Source organism: Pseudomonas sp. C 49-2 (assembly GCF_003970195.1).
GTDB classification, from domain to species: domain Bacteria; phylum Pseudomonadota; class Gammaproteobacteria; order Pseudomonadales; family Pseudomonadaceae; genus Aquipseudomonas; species Aquipseudomonas canadensis.
Window position 1 is genome coordinate 1 of sequence record NZ_RXYG01000024.1, and the last position, 22,280, is coordinate 22,280.

The 22,280-nt window shown below is 61.4% G+C and carries 26 protein-coding genes; 15 read left to right on the forward strand and 11 right to left on the reverse strand.

What is annotated here, in order from left to right:
- A partial coding sequence (locus EJ576_RS28120) for a DUF6531 domain-containing protein (RefSeq protein WP_256656654.1) occupies positions 1-1,384 on the reverse strand: 1,384 nt, incomplete at its 3' end.
- A 253-nt stretch (positions 1,385-1,637) separates the two neighbouring features.
- On the opposite strand from EJ576_RS28120, the gene EJ576_RS28125 reads away from it, so the two are divergent.
- Complete coding sequence (locus EJ576_RS28125; protein ID WP_126571644.1) at positions 1,638-4,139, forward strand: TonB-dependent siderophore receptor; 2,502 nt, start codon at positions 1,638-1,640, stop codon at positions 4,137-4,139.
- Between the two features lie 58 nt (positions 4,140-4,197).
- Here EJ576_RS28125 and EJ576_RS28130 read toward each other — a convergent pair whose 3' ends face one another.
- Both EJ576_RS28130 and EJ576_RS28135 read right to left on the reverse strand, forming a co-directional pair.
- Entirely contained in the window at positions 4,198-4,779 is a 582-nt protein-coding gene (locus EJ576_RS28130) for a TIGR00730 family Rossman fold protein (RefSeq protein ID WP_126571645.1), read from the reverse strand.
- A gap of 80 nt (positions 4,780-4,859) precedes the next feature.
- Entirely contained in the window at positions 4,860-6,245 is a 1,386-nt protein-coding gene (locus tag EJ576_RS28135; protein ID WP_126571646.1) for a PLP-dependent aminotransferase family protein, read from the reverse strand.
- A gap of 184 nt (positions 6,246-6,429) precedes the next feature.
- Between EJ576_RS28135 and EJ576_RS28140 the strand changes: the two genes are divergently transcribed.
- Positions 6,430-6,870 (forward strand): carboxymuconolactone decarboxylase family protein, encoded by a 441-nt coding sequence (locus EJ576_RS28140; protein ID WP_122727638.1) that lies wholly within the window; start codon positions 6,430-6,432, stop codon positions 6,868-6,870.
- 92 nt (positions 6,871-6,962) lie between these two features.
- A complete protein-coding gene (locus EJ576_RS28145) occupies positions 6,963-7,292 on the forward strand; it encodes a hypothetical protein (RefSeq protein WP_025999890.1) in 330 nt (109 codons plus the stop codon).
- Between the two features lie 4 nt (positions 7,293-7,296).
- On the opposite strand, the gene EJ576_RS28150 is transcribed toward EJ576_RS28145, so the two are convergent.
- Positions 7,297-8,196, reverse strand: coding sequence for a LysR family transcriptional regulator (locus EJ576_RS28150; protein WP_068938018.1), 900 nt, complete (start codon positions 8,194-8,196; stop codon positions 7,297-7,299).
- A 109-nt stretch (positions 8,197-8,305) separates the two neighbouring features.
- Between EJ576_RS28150 and EJ576_RS28155 the strand changes: the two genes are divergently transcribed.
- The 5 genes from EJ576_RS28155 (at position 8,306) to EJ576_RS28175 (ending at position 11,836) form a co-directional block, all read left to right on the forward strand.
- On the forward strand, positions 8,306-9,343 hold the full coding sequence (locus EJ576_RS28155) for an AbrB family transcriptional regulator (protein ID WP_126571647.1): 1,038 nt from the start codon (positions 8,306-8,308) through the stop codon (positions 9,341-9,343).
- 66 nt (positions 9,344-9,409) lie between these two features.
- Positions 9,410-10,105, forward strand: a complete 696-nt coding sequence (locus tag EJ576_RS28160) for a fumarylacetoacetate hydrolase family protein (protein WP_126571648.1) — start codon at positions 9,410-9,412, stop codon at positions 10,103-10,105.
- A gap of 36 nt (positions 10,106-10,141) precedes the next feature.
- The gene (locus EJ576_RS28165; RefSeq protein ID WP_123476759.1) at positions 10,142-11,050 is read left to right on the forward strand and encodes an AraC family transcriptional regulator; all 909 of its coding nucleotides are present in this window, start codon (positions 10,142-10,144) and stop codon (positions 11,048-11,050) included.
- Between the two features lie 74 nt (positions 11,051-11,124).
- Positions 11,125-11,571 carry a GNAT family N-acetyltransferase gene (locus EJ576_RS28170; protein ID WP_126571649.1) on the forward strand — a complete coding sequence of 149 codons (447 nt, stop codon included), beginning with the start codon at positions 11,125-11,127 and terminating at the stop codon, positions 11,569-11,571.
- A gap of 4 nt (positions 11,572-11,575) precedes the next feature.
- A complete protein-coding gene (locus EJ576_RS28175) occupies positions 11,576-11,836 on the forward strand; it encodes a hypothetical protein (protein WP_073860003.1) in 261 nt (86 codons plus the stop codon).
- 266 nt (positions 11,837-12,102) lie between these two features.
- Here the strand turns inward: EJ576_RS28175 and EJ576_RS28180 are convergent, their stop codons facing one another.
- Positions 12,103-13,047, reverse strand: a complete 945-nt coding sequence (locus EJ576_RS28180) for a diguanylate cyclase (RefSeq protein ID WP_126571650.1) — start codon at positions 13,045-13,047, stop codon at positions 12,103-12,105.
- A 247-nt stretch (positions 13,048-13,294) separates the two neighbouring features.
- Here EJ576_RS28180 and EJ576_RS28185 point away from each other — a divergent pair, with 247 nt between their 5' ends.
- Positions 13,295-13,543, forward strand: a complete 249-nt coding sequence (locus EJ576_RS28185) for a DUF1652 domain-containing protein (RefSeq protein ID WP_028616442.1) — start codon at positions 13,295-13,297, stop codon at positions 13,541-13,543.
- Here the strand turns inward: EJ576_RS28185 and EJ576_RS29850 are convergent.
- Complete coding sequence (locus EJ576_RS29850; protein WP_162834922.1) at positions 13,540-13,680, reverse strand: hypothetical protein; 141 nt, start codon at positions 13,678-13,680, stop codon at positions 13,540-13,542. The two genes, EJ576_RS28185 and EJ576_RS29850, sit on opposite strands and share 4 nt — an antisense overlap.
- Positions 13,681-13,893: 213 nt before the next feature.
- Here EJ576_RS29850 and EJ576_RS28190 point away from each other — a divergent pair, with 213 nt between their 5' ends.
- Genes EJ576_RS28190 through EJ576_RS28205 form a run of 4 tightly spaced genes read left to right on the forward strand, consistent with a single transcriptional unit; the run spans position 13,894 to position 15,712 of the window.
- Positions 13,894-14,205, forward strand: coding sequence for a YXWGXW repeat-containing protein (locus EJ576_RS28190; RefSeq protein WP_028616441.1), 312 nt, complete (start codon positions 13,894-13,896; stop codon positions 14,203-14,205).
- A gap of 15 nt (positions 14,206-14,220) precedes the next feature.
- On the forward strand, positions 14,221-14,799 hold the full coding sequence (locus tag EJ576_RS28195; protein ID WP_028616440.1) for an RNA polymerase sigma factor: 579 nt from the start codon (positions 14,221-14,223) through the stop codon (positions 14,797-14,799).
- Positions 14,796-15,227: a hypothetical protein gene (locus EJ576_RS28200; RefSeq protein ID WP_126571651.1), complete on the forward strand. Its 432-nt coding sequence runs from the start codon at positions 14,796-14,798 to the stop codon at positions 15,225-15,227. The genes EJ576_RS28195 and EJ576_RS28200 overlap by 4 nt, the downstream gene beginning before the upstream one ends.
- Positions 15,224-15,712, forward strand: a complete 489-nt coding sequence (locus EJ576_RS28205; protein ID WP_122727651.1) for a periplasmic heavy metal sensor — start codon at positions 15,224-15,226, stop codon at positions 15,710-15,712. Before EJ576_RS28200 ends, EJ576_RS28205 begins: the two co-directional genes overlap by 4 nt.
- A 57-nt stretch (positions 15,713-15,769) precedes the next feature.
- On the opposite strand, the gene EJ576_RS28210 is transcribed toward EJ576_RS28205, so the two are convergent.
- Positions 15,770-16,084 carry an SCP2 sterol-binding domain-containing protein gene (locus EJ576_RS28210; protein ID WP_068938025.1) on the reverse strand — a complete coding sequence of 105 codons (315 nt, stop codon included), beginning with the start codon at positions 16,082-16,084 and terminating at the stop codon, positions 15,770-15,772.
- Between the two features lie 56 nt (positions 16,085-16,140).
- Positions 16,141-16,851 (reverse strand): histidine phosphatase family protein, encoded by a 711-nt coding sequence (locus EJ576_RS28215; protein ID WP_126571652.1) that lies wholly within the window; start codon positions 16,849-16,851, stop codon positions 16,141-16,143.
- A 193-nt stretch (positions 16,852-17,044) separates the two neighbouring features.
- Between EJ576_RS28215 and sohB the strand changes: the two genes are divergently transcribed.
- A complete protein-coding gene (gene sohB, locus EJ576_RS28220) occupies positions 17,045-18,070 on the forward strand; it encodes a protease SohB (RefSeq protein ID WP_010210988.1) in 1,026 nt (341 codons plus the stop codon).
- Positions 18,071-18,076: 6 nt separating this feature from the next.
- On the opposite strand, the gene EJ576_RS28225 is transcribed toward sohB, so the two are convergent.
- Positions 18,077-19,612 (reverse strand): MFS transporter, encoded by a 1,536-nt coding sequence (locus EJ576_RS28225; protein WP_126571653.1) that lies wholly within the window; start codon positions 19,610-19,612, stop codon positions 18,077-18,079.
- A gap of 150 nt (positions 19,613-19,762) precedes the next feature.
- Here EJ576_RS28225 and EJ576_RS28230 point away from each other — a divergent pair, with 150 nt between their 5' ends.
- Positions 19,763-20,659 (forward strand): LysR family transcriptional regulator, encoded by an 897-nt coding sequence (locus tag EJ576_RS28230; RefSeq protein ID WP_122727660.1) that lies wholly within the window; start codon positions 19,763-19,765, stop codon positions 20,657-20,659.
- Here EJ576_RS28230 and dhaL read toward each other — a convergent pair.
- Complete coding sequence (gene dhaL, locus EJ576_RS28235; RefSeq protein ID WP_122727663.1) at positions 20,616-21,263, reverse strand: dihydroxyacetone kinase subunit DhaL; 648 nt, start codon at positions 21,261-21,263, stop codon at positions 20,616-20,618. The genes EJ576_RS28230 and dhaL overlap by 44 nt on opposite strands.
- Before the next feature lie 3 nt (positions 21,264-21,266).
- Positions 21,267-22,268, reverse strand: a complete 1,002-nt coding sequence (locus EJ576_RS28240; protein WP_126571654.1) for a dihydroxyacetone kinase subunit DhaK — start codon at positions 22,266-22,268, stop codon at positions 21,267-21,269.
- Between the last annotated feature and the right edge of the window lie 12 nt (positions 22,269-22,280).

Here is a 22,280-nt window from a genome sequence, read left to right on the forward strand (position 1 = left end):
TCCACACCACCGAATCCCCGGAAACACTCAGCCGATGCGCCAGCGAGTGACTCCAACCAAACCCCAACCCACAATCCACTTCCACCGCGCTGGTGCGATACAACCGGGTCCACTCAAACGGCAAAATCCCGTCCAGCGCACCATCGGTGAGGGTCAGCAGTTCCTCACCCGTGACCATCGACACCGGGCAGCCGTTAGTGGCCGTCTTGTCCGATGACGCCGCCGCATCCCCAGCCGGATTCTTCCCAACAGCAGGCACATCATCCACATGCTCCGCCTGCTTCAGCATCGCGTTCTGCCGCGCCTTCCAGCGCATCTGCAGCCTGCCTTGCTTCAACCCACCAACCACCCCGCGAACCGCGACCGCCTTGTAGCGATCCACGGCCTGCATGAACTTCGTCAGAATCCCCAACAGCCCCCTGACAAAACCCACCGCCGCATCAAGAATCTGCCCGCCATACTTGACCAACCGCAGACTCAAATACGCCACACCCGCCGCCGGTAACGCGATGGTCAACACCACGCCGATCACCAGATCAATCAGCAACGACACCACAAACCCTGCCGCCATCTCGGCCATTTCACCGGGCGGCAATGCGTCCAACCAGATCATCGCCGTGCGCAGCATCAGGAACAGTGCTGCCTCATCACTGGCCAGCAACATCGCCTGTTCCATGACTTTGGGCGCATCGGTGGCAAGCTGCGCCAATTTGGCTGCTTCTGCGCCCAGCTGTTCGACGTACTTCAGCGGGTCATCAAGAATCGCCTGCACCAGCTTGATGCTGTCCCACACATCACGAATCGCCGCCCAACTGCCCGCCAGTACGCCGCTGCCAATCGCGCTGAGGGTTGAGCGTTCCCAGTGAGGTTTGAAACCCGACCACTCAGACCGAAGCCACTGCTCCAGGTCCCCGGTCAGCCCAGCGTAAGAGGTAAACAACGCGTCCACTTGCTCAGCAGAAACGCCCCCCTGCACCCGCACTTGATAGCGCCCGCCCGCCGCGCAGTGGTGCGAGCCTTTGCCTTGTTCATCCAGCATGATCACGGTGGAACTGCCGTCATCCAGCCCGATCACCTCCACCGGGATGTTGCCAATCGGCACGTCATACACCGACTCGAACAGGCTCTCGATCTTCAGCTCGCCGCCCACCGCGCACTGGACCACGGTCGAAAAGTCGGTATCCGAAATACTCACCGCCCGCTGCGAGTCCCCCACCCGCAACACCCGATCCATCCCCAGCAGCGACGGCATATCAAGCGCATGGCTCACCGAATCCAGCGCACGCGAATACCACGCGTCCATGTGCTGGCGATAAATCACCAGGCTCTGATGGAAGCCATCCAGCTCAAATTCGATAAGGGCAATGCGGGAAGGGTGGGTCATCCGTGACGTCTCGGCAAAGGGCAAGGCGTCGGAGCATGCCGTAGCAAAACGCAGCGGGATGAGCGGTTGAGAAATTCAGAAAGGGCTGGCTGAACACGGGGAAAAAACGCAAAAAACCAACCCAAAGGGCTACAGAAAAAAGCGACAAAACTGATTGCAGCGCGGCAGCTTAAATAAAAATCGCTCTCATCCTTGCCCGATTTTCCGACATGGCCGTCATGGTTAATAGAACCTCCCTTACGCAGGATTTCCCATGTCGCGCCTTGCTCGTCCCTTGCACCCACTGGCCTTGTCAGTGGCGATGGCTTTTGCCGCCGTGCCGTTGCTGACCGTCCAGTCCTCCTTTGCCGAAGAGAGCAGCAGCGCCGTGCGCAGTTTCTCGATTCCCGCCGGTGACTTGAGCCAGGCGCTCAATAGCCTGGCCGAGCAGGCGGGCCTGGTGCTGGCGTTTGATGCAAGCCTGACGCGCGGCAAGCGCAGTAAGGGTTTGAGCGGGCAATACGACACCGATGTGGCGCTGAACCAGTTGCTCGACGGTAGCGGCTTGCAGGCCTTGAAGATTTCCGCCGACCGCTACCGTCTGGAAGCTATTCCGGATAACGGCGGGGCCATGGAGTTGCAGGCCACCACCATCAGCGGCGCATACCAGACCGAAAGCCCGACCGGGCCGGTGTCCGGCTATGTGGCCACGCGCAGCTTGTCGGGCACCAAGACCGACACCGCGCTGATCGAAACGCCGCAATCGATCTCCATCGTCACCAAAGACCAGATGCGCGCGCAAAACGCCGAGAGCCTCAACCAGATCCTGCGCTACAGCGCCGCCGTCATTCCGGAAACCCGTGGCGCCACCGCATCGCGCCTGGACCAGTTGACCATCCGGGGTTTCTCACCGGCCACTTACCTCGACGGCCTGCGCATGCCCTCGAGCCGTGACGCCTTGCCGCAAAAGGACGCTTTTGACCTGGAACGCGTCGAAGTGCTACGCGGCCCGGCCTCGGTCCTTTACGGCCAGGGTACGCCGAGCGGCGTGATCAACATGGTCAGCAAACGCCCGCTGGACACGCCGTTTCACGAAGTGGGTGTGGAATACGGCACCTTCAACAAGAAGCGTACGACCTTCGACCTGAGTGGCCCACTGGATGATCAGGGCGTGTATTCCTACCGCGTGGCCGGGCTTTTCGACGATGCCGACGGGCAGGTAGAACACACCGAGACGCGCCGCCAGTCGCTATCCAGCGCCTTCACCTGGCGCCCGGACGACGCGACCTCGCTGACCCTGCTCGGGCATTTCCAGAAGGACCCCAAAGGCGCGTCCTACGGTTCGGTACCGGCCTGGGGCTCGGTGCTGCACAGCCCGACCGGGCGCAGCATCGATGTGGATTTCTACGACGGTGAAAAGAATTTCGAGAAAAGTGACCGCGAGTACTACAGCATCGGCTGGGCATTCGAGCATCACTTCGATGACGTGTGGACCGTGCGCCAGAATGCGCGTTACCTGCGCAGCGAAGGCCAGTACCGCAGCCTCTACAGCAACTACCTGATGACGGACTATCGCACCATCCGCCGCTCGACCATCGCCAGCGATGTCGACCTGGATGCCTACACCCTCGACAACCAGGTGCAGGCCAAATTCGATACCGGCCCGTTGCAGCACACCTTGCTGATGGGGCTCGACTACCAGAACACCAGCACCGACACCCTGTCCGGCTCGGGCGTGTACACCGCCGGCCCGACCCAGGATATTTTCAATCCGGTCTACGGCGCGGCCGTTCCGGTGCCGGCCTACACCACCGACGGCACCTCGCGCAGCGAGCAGACCGGCATGTACCTGCAAGAGCAGATGAAATGGGACAAATGGGTCCTGTTGCTGGGCGGGCGCTATGACTGGGCCAGCACCGACAGCAGCACCAAGACGATTCGCACCGGCGCCAAATCCGAGTCGTCCCTGGACAGCAAGGCGTTTACCGGCCGTATCGGCCTGGTCTATCTGTTTGATAATGGCCTGGCACCCTATGCCAGCTACGCCGAGTCGTTCAACCCGCAGTCCGGCACCGGCTACGGCGGTTCGGTGTTCAAGCCGACCGAAGGCAAGCAGTACGAAATCGGCATCAAATACCAGCCGCCAGGCAGCAACAGCTTTATCACGGCAGCGATCTTCGACCTGCGCCAGACCAACGTGCTGACCACCGATCCGGACCCGACTCATCTGTGCGGCTCCGGACGCTGCCAGAGCCAGGACGGTGAAGTGCAATCCCGTGGCTTTGAGCTGGAAGGCAAGGCCAGCCTCAATGACAACCTGGACATCACCGCGGCCTACGCCTACCTGGACAACCGCATCAGCAAGTCCAACAACACCGTGCGGTATGCGCCCATCAGTGACATCGGCGTAGGCCCGGCCATCGCGGCCGAAGGCACCACCACCTACGGCGTGCCGCGTCACACCGCCTCGGCGTGGGCCGACTACACCTTCCACGATGGCAACCTCAAGGGCTTCGGTGTCGGTGCAGGGGCTCGGTATGTCGGCTCGTCCTGGGGTGATACGGCCAACACCCTCAAGGTGCCGGGCTACACCCTGTTCGATGCGGCGGTGCACTACGACATCCCGAACATCACCAGCCTGAAGGACAACCTGCGCCTGGCGCTCAATGCCACCAACCTGGCGAATAAAGAGTATGTCGCGTCCTGCTACTCCTATTCGTGGTGCTGGTATGGCTCGCAGCGCACCGTACAGGCAAGCGCCACGTACCAGTGGTGAGGTAAAAAAAGGCCTTGGCGAAAGGATTCGGGAGCAGCATCGCCAAGGCCGAAACGGGCTAACGCCTAGCTGGCTCAATCCATTTGTGGACCACCGGCGCCTGCCACCGCCCAAGGGCATCGAGCAGGGCGCCGGGGTTGTCTTCGACGATCAGCATCTGGCTGTGTTCGGCCTTGATGAAGCCTTCTTGCACGCCGTGCGCGAACAGGCCCTGCAACGGCACGAAAAACTGTGCGGTGTTCAGGCAGGCCACGCCTTTGTGGTGCTCGCCCAATTGCGTCAAGGTCATCGCTTCCAGCAATTCTTCAAAGGTGCCGAGGCCACCGGGCAGGGCGATGAACCCATCGGCCAATTCGCTCATGCGCGCTTTGCGGCTGCGCATGTCTTCGGTGATTTCATAGGTGCTGAGCCCTGGATGCATGTGCCCGAGTTCATGCAGCAATCGGGTGATGACGCCGATCACTTCGCCACCCTCCGCCAACGCGCTGTCGGCAGTCACGCCCATCAGGCCTTTGGCACTGCCGCCGTAGATCAGGCGAATACCGCGCCGGGCGATTTCACGGCCGAGGGCTTTGGCGTCTTCACTGTAGCGAGGGTGGGTGCCGAAGTTGGAGCCGCAAAACACCGTGAGACTGCGCATCAGAAATCCTGGCTGGGGGAGGGCGTCGCAGTTTTACGGCTGTTGGCCGGCAAGAACAGCGCCAAGAAATTACCTGATGACTAGGCCACCAAGCATTCCAGGATGCGCCGGCCCAATGCTTCGGCGCTGGCCTGAGAGTCGATGTTGGCAAACCCCAACAGTAGGCCGGGAACAGTGTGCTGCACGACATTCCATTCGCTCAACGCTTCCGCGAAGAGACCGACGCTTGCCAGTTTCTGTACCAGCAAGCGGTCCGATTGCGGGGTCTTGAACCGCAGGATCAGGTGCATCCCGCCAGGTTGTGCATCAATGGAAATATGCGCGCCCAATACCTTGCGCAACCCGTTGGCGGTGGCTTCGCGGCGCTCGCCGTACAGCTTGCGCATGCGCTGGATATGCCGGGCGAAATGCCCTTCGGCGATAAAACTGGCGACGATGGCCTGGGTCAGTTCCGGGCAGTTGCCAAGAAAGCTCTGGCTGACTTGCTCGAAACGACTGACCTGGGAAACGGGCACCACGAGATACGCCAGGCGAATGCCGGGGAACAGCACTTTGCTGAAGGTACCCGCGTAAAGCACCCGGCCCTCGCGGTCCAGGCTCTTGAGGGCAGGTAATGGGCGGCTGACGTAACGGTACTCGCCGTCGTAGTCGTCCTCGATGATCCAGGCCTGTTCACGGCGGGCCCACTCCAGCAGTTCCAGGCGGCGCGGCAGCGACAGCGACACACACAGCGGGCTTTGATGGGCCGGGGTGACGACCACGGCGCGGGCGGCGCTGAGGTGCTGTACGCAGAGGCCGTCCTGATCCACAGGCACGGGGATGGACTTGATCTGCAAGTGGTCCAGCAGTGGTCGTGTGGGCAGATAACCAGGGTCTTCGACCAGCACCGCGTCGCCGGGTGAGAGCAACGCATGGGTGACCAGGCTCAGCGTGTTGCGGTAGCCCGACGTGACGAAGATCTGCTCCGGCGCGCAGTGGATCCCCCGCGCCACCTGCAAGTAACTGGCGATAGCGGTGCGCAGCGAAGGCAGGCCGTAGACCGGCGGGTTGGACATGTCCGCCAGTTGTGTGGCGCGCACGCAGCGGGCGGCGATTTTCGACCAGATCTTGCGTGGGAAGGCGTCCAGCGCCGGCAGGCCCATCTGGAAGGGGCGCACCTGTGACTGTTGTCGCACCGCGTTGTAGGGCGTGATGACCACGGGCGTAGGTTGGGCGCTCTCGATGCCGTGCGCCACCACCGTGCCTGCCTGGCCGCGAGGTTCAAGGTAACCCTCGGCGGTCAGCAATGCATAAGTGCTGTCGATGGTACCGCGCGCGAGCCCCAACTCCTTGGCCAGCGCCCGCGCCGCCGGGACACGCTCGCCGGGCTTGAGCAGGCCTTCGGCGATGGCACTGCGAAAACGCCAGTAAAGCTGACGGTAGATCGGCTCGGCCGAGGTAGGGTCCAAAGGGGGCAACGTGTGCATGGGGGGAGATTTCCTGGTCGCGGCTGCCTTAACTGTAGCGGCTGCATGACCTGTACCCAAGGACCATAACTGCAACATTTGACTAGACCATCATGGTCCGGTCACCGGGCCCATTCTTGGCTCTTCAGAGGTGAGCCATGGCGCTGCAACATGGTGCCTTCACTCAACGTCATCAGGATTTATCATGACCACTCGCCTCGATTACACCCAAGCATCCCCGGAAGGCTACAAGGCTTTCGGTGGCGTCTATGTCTACCTGCAGAACAGCGGCTTGCCCAAGGCGCTGATCGACCTGGTTTACCTGCGCGTCTCGCAGATCAACGGCTGCGCCTTCTGCATCGACATGCACTCGCGTGACCTGCTCAAGCAAGGCTTGGCCGTGGACAAGCTGGTGCTGGTGCCGGTGTGGCACGACGCACGGGATGTGTTCACCGCCCGCGAACGCATCGCCTTGGCTTTCGCTGAAGCGGTCACCCACAGCGACGTCTCGGACGCAGAGTACGCAGCGGCCGCCGCCGAGTTCAGCGCCAAGGAGCTGGCCGACCTGACTTACGGCATTGCCTTGATGAACGCATTCAACCGCCTGGGCATCACCTTTCGCACCACGCCGGCTGCGGCTAACTGAAACCTTGCGCAATAAGGCAATTTAATGGCCCCTTTGTAACAAAATCCTCGCCAGAATCGCTTTTATTTTCAGGTGGTTAGGTGAGGATGCAAATGCGCTCTGTTGGAATCATGCTGATCGCCTGCTCCCTGGCCGGCGGCGCGGCTGCCGTGCAGGCACGGGAGCTGCGCGAGGGTGACAAGTACATGTGCAGTTGGGGCGCCGGCACCGCCGCCAGGGCCCAGGAACTCAAGCTGTCGGGCGTGTCGTTGTACGCGGCGCGGCAGAAGATCCAAAGCATGAAGTTCAGCAAGTCCTGGATGCGCATGATGGCCATGGGCATTACCGAACAGACCTACGACAGCCGTTCACGGCTCAAACCCGAGGCGATCCGCCAGGGCTTCTATCAGGATTGCGTGCGCTACAAAGTCGCACGCAAATAACGGCTTAACGTGACAGCGGCGAGCTGGCGTCTTCCTGGAAATACACCTTCGCCGTCTCAATAAACCGCCGATTGGCCTGGGACAGGTATTCGCTGGCGCGCCAGCACAGGTTGAAGTGCATGAATTGCGCCGGCTCGAATGAAACGCCGGCCAACCCTGGCTCTTGTTCCTGCACCGACCGCAGCAAGGTGGAGACGCCCATGCCGTTGCGCGTGGCGGTAATCACCAGCGGCACGAAGTTGCTTTCCAGGGCGATGTTGAAACGCACGCGGGCGTTGCTGCAAAAGGCATCCAGCAGATGGCGTTGCAGGAAAGTGTTGTCGAACACCAGCATCGGTTCATGTTGCAGCCGCTGCGCCGAGATGGACGAGAGGCCCGCCAGCGGGTGATCTTCGGCCATGCACAACACCATCTCATCGCTGCCGAGCAGCACCGACTCCCACGCCGGATCAACCCGCCGCGACTCCAACAACGCCACATCGATGTCCCGCGTGGCCAGGCGTTCGCTGATGTCATCGGCGCTGCCTTCCACCACATGCATGGCAATGCCGGGGTACTGGGCGCGAAATTGCATCAGCAGGTCGGGAATATGGCGGATGCCGTACATGGGCGGCACGCCCACGCGGATTTCGCCGCTGTGCAGTTGGGTCAGGTCCTGCAATTCACGGCGGGCACCGGCCAAGCCTTCAAGGCACGCCTCGGCGCGTGCCAGGAACAGCTGGCCTTCGGCAGTCACGCTGATCTGCCGCGTTGCGCGGTTGAACAGGGCCACGCCCAACTCATCCTCCAACCGGCTCACCGCCATGCTCAGCGCCGGCTGTGCCACGTGCAACGCCTGGGCGGCTTTGGTGAAGCTGCCTTGACGGGCGATCTCGACGCAGTACTCCAGCGCTTTCAGGTTCATGACGGCTCGCATAACAAAGAGTGATGACTGGCTTCACAAATGAATATTTTCTGTGATGAAGGCAAGTCTATAGCCTGTCGGCATTCTTCTCCATGCCGAGTACCCCACCATGCCCAACCATTGGCTCTTCACACTGATTATCGGCGCGCTGGGCGGCAGCCTTGCCAGTTGGGCGGGGTGGCCGTTGCCCTGGGTGATCGGTTCGCTGGTCGCCGTGATGCTGACCCGTTGCGCTGGCAGCCTGGTGCCGGAAATTCCCCATGGCCGCCAAGCCGGGCAACTCATCGTGGCGGTTGCCATCGGCTGTCATTTCACGCTGCCGGTAATGCAGCAAGTGGCGGCTCATCTCGGGCTGATCGTCACGGCGGTGTTGCTGACGCTGGTACTGGCGCTGTGTTCGGTGCTGATCCTGCATCGCTGGGGCGTGCCGTTCGGCACGGCGTTCTTCGCCTTGATGCCGGCCAACTCCAGCGAGATGGTGCACCTGGGCCGCCAACGCCAGGCGGACACCAGCTTTATTGCCGCCGCCCATAGCATCCGATTATTGCTGATTCTTTTGACGGTGCCGGCTGTCGCCACTTTCGGCATGCCTTCCGTCGCTGCGCATGCGCCATTGCCTGTGATCTGGCCCTGGCTGATCTTCATCCTCGCCGTGGGCTGGCTGGCGGCCTTAGGTTTCAGGCAGTGCAAGTTGCCTAACCCCTGGACCTTCGGGCCGTTCCTGATTTGCGCGGTGGGGGTGGGCTGCAATCACCTGTCGATGAGCATGCCGGGTTGGCTCAGCGGCAGCGGCCAGTTGCTGATTGGCTGCGCATTGGGCGTCGCGTTTGACCGCAGTTTCTTCCGCCGCGCGCCGGGCCTGCTGGGCAAAGTGCTGCTGCTATTGGTCGGTTCGGTGATTGCCAGCGCATTGGCCGCTTGGGCGCTGGGTGCCGGGTTGGGCATGCCATGGCTGTCGCTGGCCCTGGGCATGATGCCCGGCAGCGCGCCGGAAATGAGCCTCACCGCCGAGGCCCTGGGTCTGGCCGTGACCCTGGTGACGGCGATGCAGGTGATCCGCATGTTGCTGATCCAGGCGGCGTGCCTGCCGTTGTATCGCCTGTTGGATCGGCCTTCTGAAGCACCGTCCAGTGCAAAATCTGCGTAGGCCTGTCCAACTTCGCCCCGGCGCCACTCGCCATACTGGCGCCAGGTAACCGAAGAGGCCCAAGCCATGACTGACTATGTATTCACACCTACGCCAATCCCTTCCCTGGCCGTGCAGGGCAGCGAAGCACGCTTCCCGCTACGGCGGGTGTTCTGTGTGGGTCGCAACTACAGCGAACACGCTCGTGAGATGGGGCATGACCCGGACCGCGAGCCGCCATTCTTCTTCATGAAACCGGCGGATGCCGTGGTGCCGGCCGAAGGCGTGATCGCCTATCCGCCGCTGACCGCCGACCTGCACCACGAAGTGGAGCTGGTGGTAGCCATCGGCAAGGGCGGGGTGGACATCAGCCCGGAACAGGCGTTTTCCCACATCTGGGGGTATGGCGTCGGCATCGACCTGACCCGCCGCGACCTGCAGGCCCAGGCGAAAAAGCTGTCACGCCCGTGGGATTGGGCCAAGGCTTTCGATGCGTCCGCACCGACGACTGCGCTGCAACCGGTGAGCGTGGTCGGGCATCCGTCCAGCGGCAAGATCTGGCTCAACGTGAACGGTGAACAGCGCCAGGTGGGCGACCTGGCCGACCAGATATGGTCCGTCAGTGAAGTGATCAGCCATGCGTCGAAGTCGGTCGCGCTCAAAGCCGGCGACCTGATCTTCACCGGTACGCCCGCAGGCGTCGGTGCGTTACAACCGGGCGACGAGATCAGTGCTGGCATCGACGGCATCGGCGAGTTGCGTTTCACCCTCAGCCAGGGTTGAGGCTACAGTGGTGCCCAGGCCACCCGAGAGACCGTTATGCCAGGCACCCGCGTCACCACTTACGGCATGGAACAGCGCAGCGACCGCCCCGACTTCTACATCCGCGACAAACGCGGGCGGGCGGCGCTGACCAGCCCCCATCGCCATGAGTATTTCCAGATCCAGATCAACCTCGGCGGCGACACCGTGCAGCATATTGGCGGCGCGGTGCGGCCGTTTCCGCGCAAGGCCCTGGCGTTCATCCTGCCCCATCGCTTGCATGTGATTCCCCATCCCGAAGATGGCGAATTCATGCTGATCAACTTCAGCCAGGCGTTTTTCCTACCGCAGCTCACCTGCGATCCCCTGGACCTGGAAGACATTCCCATCGGCCAGGCGCCGGAGCTGTCGCCGTTTCGCTTCCAGGAGCAGTTGGACTTCATTCTCGAAGACGCGGCGTTCGAGCAGGTGCAAACCTGGCTTGCCCACATGCGCGAACTCGATGCCCACCGCACCTTCGGCGCCCGCGAACGCCTCAAGGGCTACCTGTTTCAACTGATCGGCCTGGTCTGTGAGCAGTACGCCGAGCCCTTGCAGGCTTTCGCCGCCAACAATGCCACGCGGCGCGGGCGCAAGGATGCGTTGGCACGGGTGCAGGGCTATATCCGCGAGCACTTGCATGAACCGACCCTCAACCTCACGGATGCAGCGGCGGCGGCGTTCCTGTCGCCCAACTACCTCACTCACCTGTTACGCAAGGAAACCGGCAAACCCTTCTCGCAACTGGTGCTCGACCGGCGCATGCAGATGGCGCGCACCTTGTTGCTCAACAGTGCGCAAATGATTGGCGTGATCGCGCACCGCTGCGGTTTCACCGACGAGGCATATTTTTCCCGGTGTTTCCGCAAGGCCCATGGGGTGGCGCCGGGGCAGTTCCGTCGCCAGCAGCAAAGCGAAGCGCTGTAGGGCGTTTTACAAATCCACGACATTCACTGTGTTTCTATTTGCATACAATTGCGCCCTCTACTAGGGAGGCCAGTATGCAAACGCTCATCCGCCTGGCGACGCAGGACGATGTCGACACGCTCTTCGCCATTCGCACCTCGGTGGTGCAAAACCATTTGAGTGTCGAGCAAATGGCCGACCTGGGCATAACGCCCCAGGTATTGGCTGACAGCATCCGCGCAGCGCCCTGCGTTTGGATCGCCGAGGCGGAGGGTCAGCCTGCCGCTTTTGCCATGGTCGACCTGGCCGAAGGCGAGGTATTCGCGATGTTTGTGCGGCCGGATTTCGAGAACCTGGGCCTGGGCCGTCAACTGATGGCGGTGGCCGAGGCCGCACTGTTTGAACACCATGATCGGTTGTTCTTGATTACCGACGGCCGTGACGGAATTCGTGCCAACGGGTTTTATCAGCGGCTGGGTTGGAGCGTGGTCGGCCCGGTGGAAGGCGATGATGTGCGTTACGAGAAGAGCAGGGCGCAATAACGTCATGAACCCACCCGAGCCGCCGTCGTCCAACAGCTTTCGCTACTTTGTGCTCGGCGTGCTCTGTGCTGCGGTGTTGCTGGGGTTCTATTTTGTGCGGCTCAACGCCGAGATTGACCGCGAGCGGGAAGCCGCCAACGAACGCCTGGCATTGTGCAGGCAGGTAGAAAGTGTAAGGCGCTCGGTACTTCCCAATAGCCTTGAAATACACGAAGCGTGTAAGCAATTGAATGGACGTATATCCAATAGTGCGACGCCGCTTTAATCCAATAACCCTTTTTTATAAGTGGAAATAGTGTCGGTAGTTGCACCAAAAAGTGGCACGCATAGACCGCGCTACCTTAAAAAATGTGTGGTTATTGAATGACTTACAGCGATTTTAATCCGACGAAAGGATTAAAATAATCTTGTTACAGGTTTTTACAATCGTTACTATAGCCGGGCGTTCACCTCCCACGGTTTATGCATTTTTAAATCCCAAGTTTCCATCAGCTACTTGGGATTTTTTTTGCCTGCGATTTGACCTTCGCGTCACACTTCACCGTCAGCGAACTCCGCGCGCATCCGCCCATTGCGTTTGGCTTGATACAACAACTTGTCGACATCTTCGACAAACCCCAGCATCGGGCTGTCGGGTTTCACGATGCGCGTACCGACGCCCAGACTCAGGGTCAGCAGGTTCGACACCGCCGAAAAACCATGCTCGATCTGCTGCTGGCGGATCAGGTGCAGGCAGCGCTGCGCCACTTGCCTGGCAGACTCTGCGTCGGTTTCCGGGAGCAGCCACACGAACTCTTCGCCGCCGATACGTGCAATGAAATCCCGTGGTCGGTTGGCCGCCTGAGACAAGGTATTTGCAACCTGGCGCAGACATTCATCGCCCTTGATATGGCCGTAATGGTCGTTGTACTGCTTGAAAAAATCGATATCCAGAATGATCAGCGACAGGGGCAATTGGCTGCGCTGGGCGCTGGCCCATTCGCGCTCCAGCACGGTGTCGAACATGCGCCGGTTGGCGATGCCGGTGAGGCCGTCCTGGTAGGAGTATTCCTCAAGTTGTTTTTGCAGGCGCACCAGGTGTTCTTCGGTCTTCTTGCGCTCGCTGATATCGAACATGAACCCGATCAGCGCCTCGACCTCGCCGTCCTTGCGCACCACATGCACCACATCGCGAATCCACACGTAGTCGCCATTCACGGTCAGCGCGCGGTAGTCCGCTTCGTGGTCCACCCCGGCGCGCGATTGCGACACGCAGAAATTCACCACATATTCCCGATCGTCCGGGTGCATGCGCTCGACCCAGTCGTCCACGCTCACCCAACTCTGCGGGGTCCAACCCAGCAAAGCCTCGATCTGCGGGCCGATGTAGCTGAAGGTCATGCTCTGCCAATCGATACGCCAAGGGATGGCCTTGGTCGACTCCAGCAAGGTCTTGTACACATCGCTGTCGGGCTGGCTCGGAGGGTCGATGCTCATGGTGGTTTGACTCAGATGATGGCGAAAAGCCAAGAGCGTCTTGTGATCGACGCTTCGAGTCAAGCGCTCGCCAGAGCAGCAGACGAGAGGTCGAACAGCGGGTTTTCTGACGTCAGTGATTCGGCGTTTTCGGGGCGAAATGAGGCATGGCTAACACTTTTGCATTAATGCTTCCATGCCCGGTAGAACCTCATCTACCCTGTCTCCATCACAACTACCGGGTGAGGCTCAGGGATGGGAACTTGTCATGATTTCAATCGCTGATCTCAACCGCATCATGGCCTCGGGTTTCCTGCCGCTGGCGTGCGATTGCACGCTCAACAGCGACGGCTCGTTGCGCATCAATATCTTCGAGCCAGTGTCCGGCCGGGTCGACCTGCTGCTGACCGGCGTGTCCCCCGAAGGTTTGGACAGCATCCGTTCCATCTCAAACCTGATTGGCGAGTTGCGCACCGAAATCAAGGCCGGGCGCCGGGGTTTTGCGGCAGTCGGCTAGCCGTTGACGCTGTGGGTCGGCGTATCGAGCGCGCCGTAATAGCGCCAGCAGCAATGGCGGTGTTCCGGCACGATCACGCAGCCGCTGAGGCTGGCAATCAGCAGTGCGGCAACCAGCATATAAAGTCGGCGGGACATGGTGTTTCCTCTTGGGTTGATCAGCGTTAATCCTTCAACGTTGCCACCTGCGTAAATCCGTCGCGAAGCTTGCAAACCTTTCATCAAGCGCCTTCATCCCTTGGGCAATACTGCCTGCGTAAATAATCTGCGCGTCCTGCGACGGATTTTTCGACACGCCCCGTTCAACCCATCAGCGACCGGCACTTTCGCCTGTTGCATGAAGGAGTTGCCATGAGACCCCTGGCCACATTGCGCTTTGCCTTGCTTGCTCCGCTGGCCCTTGCCGCGTTTGTCAGCACCCCGGTGTTTGCCCAGACCGAAATCATCATCCGCCAGGCGCCGCCACCGGAGCGTGTGGAAATGGTTCCCGTGGAGCGACCGGGCTACGCCTGGGACCGTGGCCACTGGCGCTGGGAAGGGCGTGGCTATGGCTGGGTGCCAGGCCACTGGCAGCCGGTGATGCGCAATGCGCGCTGGGAGCCCGGCCATTGGGAAGCCCACGGTCCCAACTGGTACTGGCGCGAAGGGCATTGGATCCGCTGACCGAGAATTGCCCGATTGAAAGACTCTGATCCGGACGTTGAACTGCTCGCACGTATCGGCAACAACGAACCTGCGGCCGTTAACGAAATGGTGACGCGCAAACTGCCGCGTCTGCTGGCGCTCGCCAGCCGGATCCTGGGGGATGCCGACGAAGCCAAGGACGTGGCCCAGGAAAGCTTCCTGCGCATCTGGCGCCAGGCCGCCAGTTGGCGCAGTGGCGAGGCGCGTTTCGACACGTGGCTGCATCGGGTGGCGCTCAACCTGTGCCATGACCGCTTGCGTCGGCGCAAGGAGCGTCCTTTGAACGAGGAGGAGGCGCTGGAGCTGGCGGACAGCGCACCACCTCTGGATGAACAATTGGAAAGCGCCGACCGCAACGCGCGCATGGCCGCCGCGCTGGCCGCTTTGCCCGCGCGTCAGCGCGAGGCGATTGTGTTGCAGTACTACCAGGAGCTGTCGAACATCGACGCCGCGGCCCTGATGAATATCAGCGTCGAGGCACTGGAGAGCCTGCTTTCGCGGGCCCGACGCCAGTTGCGCAGCCAACTTGCCGATACACCCGGGCTTGCCCGCCCAGGAAGGGGAACATCATGACACCCGAACGATTTGCTTATCTGGCCGACGCCTATGGCGCCAACCTACAGCGTTGGCCCCTGGCTGAGCGCGGGGCGGCTCAGGCGCTGCTCGACGGCGGTAATGTCAGTGCCCGAGAAGTGTTGGATCAGGCCAGTTGGCTCGACGCCCAGCTGGACAGCCATCAACTGGCATTCACCGACCCGGCGCTGGCCCGGCAGATCCGCCAGTCGGCGCCGCGCCGGACATCGTTCTGGTCGCGCTATGCCGGTTGGCTGTCACCGGCGGGACTGGTGGGCGTGGGTATTGCCGGTGTTGTCACCGGCATGCTGGTGGCGTCCATGAGCGTACCGCTGCCGATGGTGTCCGCCGAGGTGTTGCCCAGTGTGTTTGACCAAGGCGATGCGCAAGTCATCTTTACCGTCAATGCCGAGGAATCCGAGCAATGAGTACCCAATCCCTTAAACCGTGGTTGCTGGTCTCGGTGTTGCTCAATGTGTTTTTGATGGGCGGGGTGGGCGGGGCGGTTTACCACTGGATGGCCAGTGCCAAGCCTGCCGAGGCGGCGGTCAACCAGCATGGGCTGCGGCAGGCGATGGTCAAGTTGCCGCCGGAGCGGCGACGGGAACTGCGCCAGTTGTTGCGCCATAACCGTGCCGATAGCCAGCCGCTGGTGATGGCCGGGCGGGAGGCGCGGTTGGGGGTGATCAAGCAGTTGGAGGCACCGACGCTGGACCGGGATGTGCTGGTCACCGAATTGGCCAAGGCTCGCGAGGCGGATATGGCACTTCGTGCCTTGGTGGACACCACGCTGGCGCAGTTTGCCAGCACCTTGCCCCAGGTCGAGCGGCAAAAACTGGTCGAGGCGTTGTACCTGCGCGGGCAGGGCAAACCTAAAGAAAAACTCAAGGAGCCGGTAGCGGATTCAAGATAGCGGGCAAAAAAAATCCCGCCGGGAAGGGCGGGATCGGGATTCAGGGTTGCCCGTGAATCAAGCCGGGAACAGCTCGCTCAGCTTCATCGCCAGCATCATGTCGCCTTCGGTGCGCAGTTTGCCGCTCATGAAGGCCTGCATGCCGTCGGTGGAACCGTCGACGATGCCTTTCATGGTGTCGCCGTCCATCACCAGGGTGACCTGGGCGTCTGGGTTTTCACCTTCCTGCAGTTCGCAGGTCTTGTCTTTGACGACCAGCGAAAAGTTCTGGGTGTCGTCGATACGGAAACCGAACACCAGGTCCAGGCCGTCGGCGGCGGCTGGGTTGAATTTGGCTTTCATTGCTTCTACAGCTTTGGCTACGTCAGTCATGGTTTCGATCCTTTAGGGTAGAGTCCAGTGACCTTGGGGTCACGGTTGGCCGCAGTTCATCGGAACGTGATGAGCTGCGGCGCCTTCAACAGTTGCAAGTGGGTATGACTGTTGAAGGAAGCCAGTGCCACCTCGCGACCGCGGAATTTCAGCTGGTTGAGCGAGGTGTTAACAATTTGCCAGTTCAGTTCGAAGGCCTGCGCGGCAGGCATCCGGGTAATCAGGTGGAGCAAGGCGGTGATGGTGCCGCCGGAGGTGAATACCGCAATTTTCTGCGTGTTGTCCGCCGCTTCAAGAATGCGTTGCAAGCCACCCTGGACACGTTCCACAAAGCCCAGCCAACTCTCCAGCCCCGGTGGATCATAGGTGCCGGCCAGCCAGCGCTCGATGATCAGCGCGAAGATGCGCTGGAATTCGCTGCGGTTCTGCGCGGCATTGCGCAGGATCTCCAGGGCTTCGGGTTCGGTGGTGAGCAGATCGGGGAGCAGTGCGCGGATGATCGCGTCGGCATCGAATTCGTTGAAGGCGCTGTCGATTTCCAGCGGCGGCACCGGCAGGCCCAGGGCACTGTACTGATCGAACGCGGCGGTGGCGGTGTGCTGCTGGCGGCGCAGGTCGCCGGCCACACAGAGGTCGAACACCAGGCCCATGTCGGCCAGGTGGCGACCGAGCACCTGTGCCTGTTCCACGCCGACGGGCGACAGGACGTCATAGTCGTCTGCACCGAAGGAGGCCTGGCCATGTCGAATCAGATAGATGCTGCCCACGTCCGTTTTCCCGGTACGTTGAAAGTCTGGCGAGGTTATGAGGATGCCTGCGAGCTGTCAATGAAAAAACATACGCTTGTTTTAAAAGCGCGTTGGAGGGCGCCTGGTGGCGGTTTGAGCACTGGCTCCCGGCAAGCCCCGTCGGTATGCTTGGGCAATCCGCGCCTGGCGCACTGCATTTGTAAGGAGAACCATGGATTTTTTGGCCGAATACGCGAGCTTTCTGGCGAAGACCGTCACTCTGGTGGTCGCTATTCTGGTGGTACTGATCAGCTTCGCGGCCCTGCGTAGCAAAGGTCGTCGCAAATCCGCCGGTCAATTGCAGGTCAGCAAACTCAATGATTTCTACAAGGGTTTGCGTGAACGCCTGGAATCGACGCTGCTCGACAAGGACCAGCTCAAGGCCCTGCGCAAGTCCGAAGGCAAGGCCGAAAAGAAGAAGGGCAAGCAGAAAGCCGAGGCCAAGCCACGGGTATTCGTGCTGGATTTTGATGGCGATATCAAGGCGTCGGCCACCGAGAGCCTGCGCCATGAAATCACCGCTTTGTTGAGCCTGGCCACGCCGAAGGATGAAGTGGTGCTGCGCCTGGAAAGCGGCGGTGGCATGGTCCACAGCTACGGCCTGGCTTCGTCGCAACTGGCGCGTATCCGCCAGGCCGGCGTGCCGTTGACCGTGTGCATCGACAAGGTGGCGGCCAGCGGCGGCTACATGATGGCGTGCATCGGCGAGAAGATCATCAGCGCACCGTTTGCCATCCTCGGCTCCATTGGCGTGGTAGCGCAGTTGCCAAACGTCAACCGTCTGCTGAAAAAGCACGACATCGACTTTGAAGTGCTGACTGCCGGTGAGTACAAACGCACCCTCACGGTGTTTGGTGAAAACACCGAGAAGGGCCGCGAGAAGTTCCAGGAAGACCTGGACATCACCCATCAACTGTTCAAGAACTTCGTCTCGCGTTACCGCCCGCAGTTGGCGATTGATGACGTCGCGACCGGAGAAGTGTGGCTGGGTGTTGCAGCCCTCGACAAGCAACTGGTCGATGAGCTGCAAACCAGCGATGAATACCTGGCCACCAAGGCCAAGACCGCCGAGGTGTTCCACTTGCACTATGCCGAGCGCAAGAGCTTGCAGGAGCGCGTAGGCCTGGCGGCCAGTGGTTCGGTGGACCGCGTGCTGCTGACCTGGTGGAGCCGGTTGACCCAGCAGCGATTCTGGTAAAAATGATCAGCGGTGCGCAGGTTTCATTGAGGCCTGTTGCACTGCTGGTATGGGGCTTCTCATTAATATCCCCACCACCAGCGCCCCCAGCAATCCCAACAACCCCGCCACCCACAGCACGACACTGAACCCACCCACAAATGCCTGCCGTGCCAGCGGCTGCACCAACACCCGTGCCGACTCCGGCAACAACCTCATCGCCGCTGGCATATCACCCGCGACTACGCGTGAAGCAATGCCGTTAACCTGAGCCCGCCATTGTGGGTCGATGCTTGCGCTCAACAACTGTTCGCTATGACTGCTCAATAACGCCCCATACACACCGATCGCCAACATGATCGCGCTGAAGCGCATGGTGGTGCTCATACCGGACGCCATCCCGGCACGGTCTCGCGGCACGCAGGCCATGATGTTTTTTTGCGTATCGCCATTGAGCAGGCCTGCCCCGGCGCCTGTCACCGCAATCGCCAAGGCAAAGGGCAGGTAACCCCCTACGTTTACCGCCCAGGCGCTCAAGAGGTTGCCGCAGCCCACCAGGGTCAAGCCGGCCGCCATCATCGTTGCTGGCGCGAAACGCCCCGCCAGGCGGGCGCCAATGCGTGGGCAGATCAACATGGTCAGCGCAAACGGCAGCATGCCCAGGCCCGAGGCGATCGCGGAGAACCCCAGGCCGTTCTGCAGGTAGAACGGCAACAAGGTCATCATCACCTGGGCACAACCGGCGTAGGCGAACATGCCCAGCAAGGCTCCGATAAAGCGCGGGTGACGGAACAGTTGCAGGTCGACCATGGGTCGCTGTTGTACACGTTCGACGACGACAAATACGCCCAGCAATGCCGCGCCGCCTATGAGCCGGGCGTAGGTCAACGGGCTGTCCCAGCCGATGCGATTGGCTTCGATCAAACCCCAGATCAGGCACAGCAGGGCGGCGCTGAAGGCCAGGCTGCCCCAAGGGTCGAGTCGCGCCGACTGGGTATCGCGGGATTCCTCAATGGCGCGCAGCACCAGCGCCATCAGCCCCAGGCCCACCGGCAGGTTGAGATAGAAAATCCAGCGCCAGCCCAGGTACTCGGTGATCAAACCACCTAGGGTCGGTGCGGCGGTCATGGCCACGCCCATGCACGCGCCCCAGAAGGCCCAGGCTTTTGCCCGTTCCACGTCGTCATGGAAGGTGTGGCCGATGGAGGCGAGCGCCGAGGTCAATAGCAGGGCGGCGCCGACGCCTTTGATCGCGCGTGCGATGTCCAGGAGTAAAGCGTTGGGGGCGGCGCCGCAGCCCAGGGAGGCCAGGATAAAAATGCTCAGCCCCCAAACCAGGGTCTTCTTGCGGCCAAAGCGATCGGCAATGCTGCCGGCGGGCAATAACAGTGCGGCAAACGCCAGCATATAGGCGCTGACGACCCACTCGATGTCGGCAAAGTTCGCCCCCAGGTCGCGGGCGATGCTGGGCAGCGTCACGGCGACGATGTTGGTGTCGAGCACGATCAGCGAGCAAACGCCGGATGCGGTCAGCAGTGTGAGGCGTGGACTGACCCGGTTCATGGTTGAATTACCTTGCAGGCAATATGGAGAAGGCGGTTGACGGACATCGCAAAGGCTCTCTAGTGTTCAGGTGCTGTGAGCTTATGCCCGGCCGGCGGTATCTTTGTTAGCCGCCATGAAGTACTTCATTACCTTTGAGCTAATACTGTTATGGATATTCGTCATTTTCGCTACTTCCTGGCCGTTGCCCGCCAGCGCAACTTCACGCGGGCCGCGGAGCATTTGGGCATTGCGCCCCCGACGTTAAGCCGTCAGATCCAAGACATGGAAGTGGCGCTGGGGACGCGTCTGTTTATCCGCCAGCAACGCGAAGTCAGCCTGACCGAAGCCGGTGCTGCCTTATTGATCGAAGCCGAGGCTACCGTGCGCCAGTTCGAGTTCGCCCAGCGCAATGCTCAGCGCGCCGGACGTGGCGAGATCGGCCATATCGAATTGGGCTATGTGGCGTCGGCGGTGTATTCGGGCCTGTTGCAGCGGCAAATGCAGGCGTTCGGCCAGGCGTTTCCGGATGTGAGCGTGAATGTGCGCGAATGTGCGATGGCGACGTTGCCTGGCGCGGTAGCGGACGGGCGTGTCGATATCGGTTACATCCGCTCGCCCATGACGCTGCCGGAGGGGGTCGAGGCGGTGCGCCTGGACAGCGAGGGGTTTGTCTTGGCGCTGCCCCAGGACTCCTGGCTGCTGGGGCTCAAGGCCATCGGTTGCCAGCATTTGGAGAACGAGACATTTATCTTGCCGGAGCAAATCAGCGGCACGTTGCAGGTGGCCGCGCAAGGTGGCTACGCACCGCGCCTGGGGCCGCAACCCGGTGGGTTGGTGGCGGTGGTGGCGCTGGTGTCACTCGGGCAGGGCGTAGCAGTGGTGCCGGCGTCCATGGTGGGGCATGTGAGTTTGCCAGGCGTGGTGTACCGCAGCATTCAGGGCGCTGACGCATCGTCGTGGCTATCGCTGATTCACCGGCGCTTCGAAAAAGCGCCGGCGGTCGCGCGGTATATCCAGCAGGTCAAGCAGACAGTCGCGGCTGCACCGAATCGGCCAGACGTGTGAGGATCAGGCAGCACGACACCGCGCCGGCATCCAGCACGCCGAGGGAACGTTCGCCCAGGCGACTGGCGCGGCCGATCTTGGCCACCAGGTCCTTGGTCGAATCGCGGCCCTGTGACGCGGCGGCTTTCATCGCATTCAGAGCATCGCTGAAGGAGGCCCCTGAGGTGTGCGCGCGCTCAAAAGCCTCAACCGCCGGGATCAAGGTGTCCATCAGGCATTTATCGCCCACACCCGCATCCGTAATGTCCTGCAACGAGGTCAAGCCGCCCCGCAGCAAATGAGCAAAGGTTGCTGCGTCGATGTCATCACTGCTGCGCACTTCATCGGCCATGCCGATAAACAGGCTGCCATACAAAGGCCCCATGGAGCCGCCGATGCCTTCCATCAAGCTGAGGGTCAACTCGTCGAGCGCCTCGGCCAGGGTCAGTTGGCGTCCTTCAATGGTGCGTCCGCAATGGGCGAAGCCCTTGGCCATGTTGATGCCGTGGTCGCCATCGCCGATGGCGCCGTCGATTTCACTGAGGTATTCGCGGTTGGCGACGATCACGCTGACCAGGTCGCTGACGATGGCGCCGCCGTCACGGGTGGAAAAATGCTGGCTCATGGTTTACTCCGCCTGGGTCATGCCGATGGAGCGGCAGGGTTGATCGATCAGGGTGGCAAGCTCTGCGTCAAGGCCGAGCAGGGTCAGGGTCACGCCCATCATTTCCAGGGAGGTGAAGTAGTTGCCGACGTAGCAGCGGTGAATCTTCAAGCCTCTGGCCGTGAGCTGTTTTTCGACCTCGGCATAGAAAACATACAACTCCATGACCGGCGTGGCGCCCAGGCCCGAGACCAGCACCACCACGCTGTCGTCCTGGCCGAAATCACGGTCGGCGAGGATCGGCGCGAGCATGCGTTCAGCCATGGCGGCAGCCGGTTCGATCGGGATCACCTCGATGCCGGGTTCGCCATGATGGCCGATGCCCAGCTCCATCTGGCCGTCAGGGATCTGGAAGTTCGGCTTGCCCACTGCTGCAATGGTGCAGGGGGTCAGGCCGATACCAATCGAGCGGCAGTTATCCACGGTTTTCTGTGCGACCCGGATCACCTCGTCCAAGTCGTAGTGCTGCGCGGCAGCAGCGCCACCGATCTTCCACATGAAGATCTCCCCGGCCACGCCACGGCGCTTGGCAATCTCGGCCTTGGGGGCGGACGCTACGTCGTCGTTGGCGACCACCGTGCGGATGCGCATGTCTTTGCTGGCGGCCATTTTCATCGCCAGCTTCACGTTCATATTGTCGCCAGCATAGTTACCGTAAAGGCAGGCCACGCCTGCGCCATGGTCGGCGGCGCGGAAGGCGTCGAAGAAACTCTTGGCGGTGGGTGAGGAAAAGATCTCGCCGACCGCCACGGCATCCACCAGGCCCGGGCCGACATAGCCAAGGAAGGCCGGCTCGTGGCCCGATCCGCCGCCGGTGACAATGCCGACGCGGCCCGGCGCAGAAGGCTTGGCCTTGACGATGACGCGTGGGTTGGTGTCGAACTGGCGCAGTTCGGGGTGCGCGACCAGAATGCCGCGCAGCATGTCCTCGACCACCTGGTCTGGATCGTTGATGACTCGATTCATAACGCGGGTTCC

Bases quoted from the DNA above. Each gene is read 5' to 3' on its own strand.
- EJ576_RS28125 (WP_126571644.1), top strand. From the start codon at position 1,638: ATGTCGCGCCTTGCTCGTCCCTTGCACCCACTGGCCTTGTCAGTGGCG.
- EJ576_RS28130 (WP_126571645.1), bottom strand. From the start codon at position 4,779: ATGCGCAGTCTCACGGTGTTTTGCGGCTCCAACTTCGGCACCCACCCT.
- EJ576_RS28135 (WP_126571646.1), bottom strand. From the start codon at position 6,245: ATGCACACGTTGCCCCCTTTGGACCCTACCTCGGCCGAGCCGATCTAC.
- EJ576_RS28140 (WP_122727638.1), top strand. From the start codon at position 6,430: ATGACCACTCGCCTCGATTACACCCAAGCATCCCCGGAAGGCTACAAG.
- EJ576_RS28145 (WP_025999890.1), top strand. From the start codon at position 6,963: ATGCGCTCTGTTGGAATCATGCTGATCGCCTGCTCCCTGGCCGGCGGC.
- EJ576_RS28150 (WP_068938018.1), bottom strand. From the start codon at position 8,196: ATGAACCTGAAAGCGCTGGAGTACTGCGTCGAGATCGCCCGTCAAGGC.
- EJ576_RS28155 (WP_126571647.1), top strand. From the start codon at position 8,306: ATGCCCAACCATTGGCTCTTCACACTGATTATCGGCGCGCTGGGCGGC.
- EJ576_RS28160 (WP_126571648.1), top strand. From the start codon at position 9,410: ATGACTGACTATGTATTCACACCTACGCCAATCCCTTCCCTGGCCGTG.
- EJ576_RS28165 (WP_123476759.1), top strand. From the start codon at position 10,142: ATGCCAGGCACCCGCGTCACCACTTACGGCATGGAACAGCGCAGCGAC.
- EJ576_RS28170 (WP_126571649.1), top strand. From the start codon at position 11,125: ATGCAAACGCTCATCCGCCTGGCGACGCAGGACGATGTCGACACGCTC.
- EJ576_RS28175 (WP_073860003.1), top strand. From the start codon at position 11,576: ATGAACCCACCCGAGCCGCCGTCGTCCAACAGCTTTCGCTACTTTGTG.
- EJ576_RS28180 (WP_126571650.1), bottom strand. From the start codon at position 13,047: ATGAGCATCGACCCTCCGAGCCAGCCCGACAGCGATGTGTACAAGACC.
- EJ576_RS28185 (WP_028616442.1), top strand. From the start codon at position 13,295: ATGATTTCAATCGCTGATCTCAACCGCATCATGGCCTCGGGTTTCCTG.
- EJ576_RS29850 (WP_162834922.1), bottom strand. From the start codon at position 13,680: ATGTCCCGCCGACTTTATATGCTGGTTGCCGCACTGCTGATTGCCAGC.
- EJ576_RS28190 (WP_028616441.1), top strand. From the start codon at position 13,894: ATGAGACCCCTGGCCACATTGCGCTTTGCCTTGCTTGCTCCGCTGGCC.
- EJ576_RS28200 (WP_126571651.1), top strand. From the start codon at position 14,796: ATGACACCCGAACGATTTGCTTATCTGGCCGACGCCTATGGCGCCAAC.
- EJ576_RS28205 (WP_122727651.1), top strand. From the start codon at position 15,224: ATGAGTACCCAATCCCTTAAACCGTGGTTGCTGGTCTCGGTGTTGCTC.
- EJ576_RS28210 (WP_068938025.1), bottom strand. From the start codon at position 16,084: ATGACTGACGTAGCCAAAGCTGTAGAAGCAATGAAAGCCAAATTCAAC.
- sohB (WP_010210988.1), top strand. From the start codon at position 17,045: ATGGATTTTTTGGCCGAATACGCGAGCTTTCTGGCGAAGACCGTCACT.
- EJ576_RS28225 (WP_126571653.1), bottom strand. From the start codon at position 19,612: ATGAACCGGGTCAGTCCACGCCTCACACTGCTGACCGCATCCGGCGTT.
- EJ576_RS28230 (WP_122727660.1), top strand. From the start codon at position 19,763: ATGGATATTCGTCATTTTCGCTACTTCCTGGCCGTTGCCCGCCAGCGC.
- dhaL (WP_122727663.1), bottom strand. From the start codon at position 21,263: ATGAGCCAGCATTTTTCCACCCGTGACGGCGGCGCCATCGTCAGCGAC.
- EJ576_RS28240 (WP_126571654.1), bottom strand. From the start codon at position 22,268: ATGAATCGAGTCATCAACGATCCAGACCAGGTGGTCGAGGACATGCTG.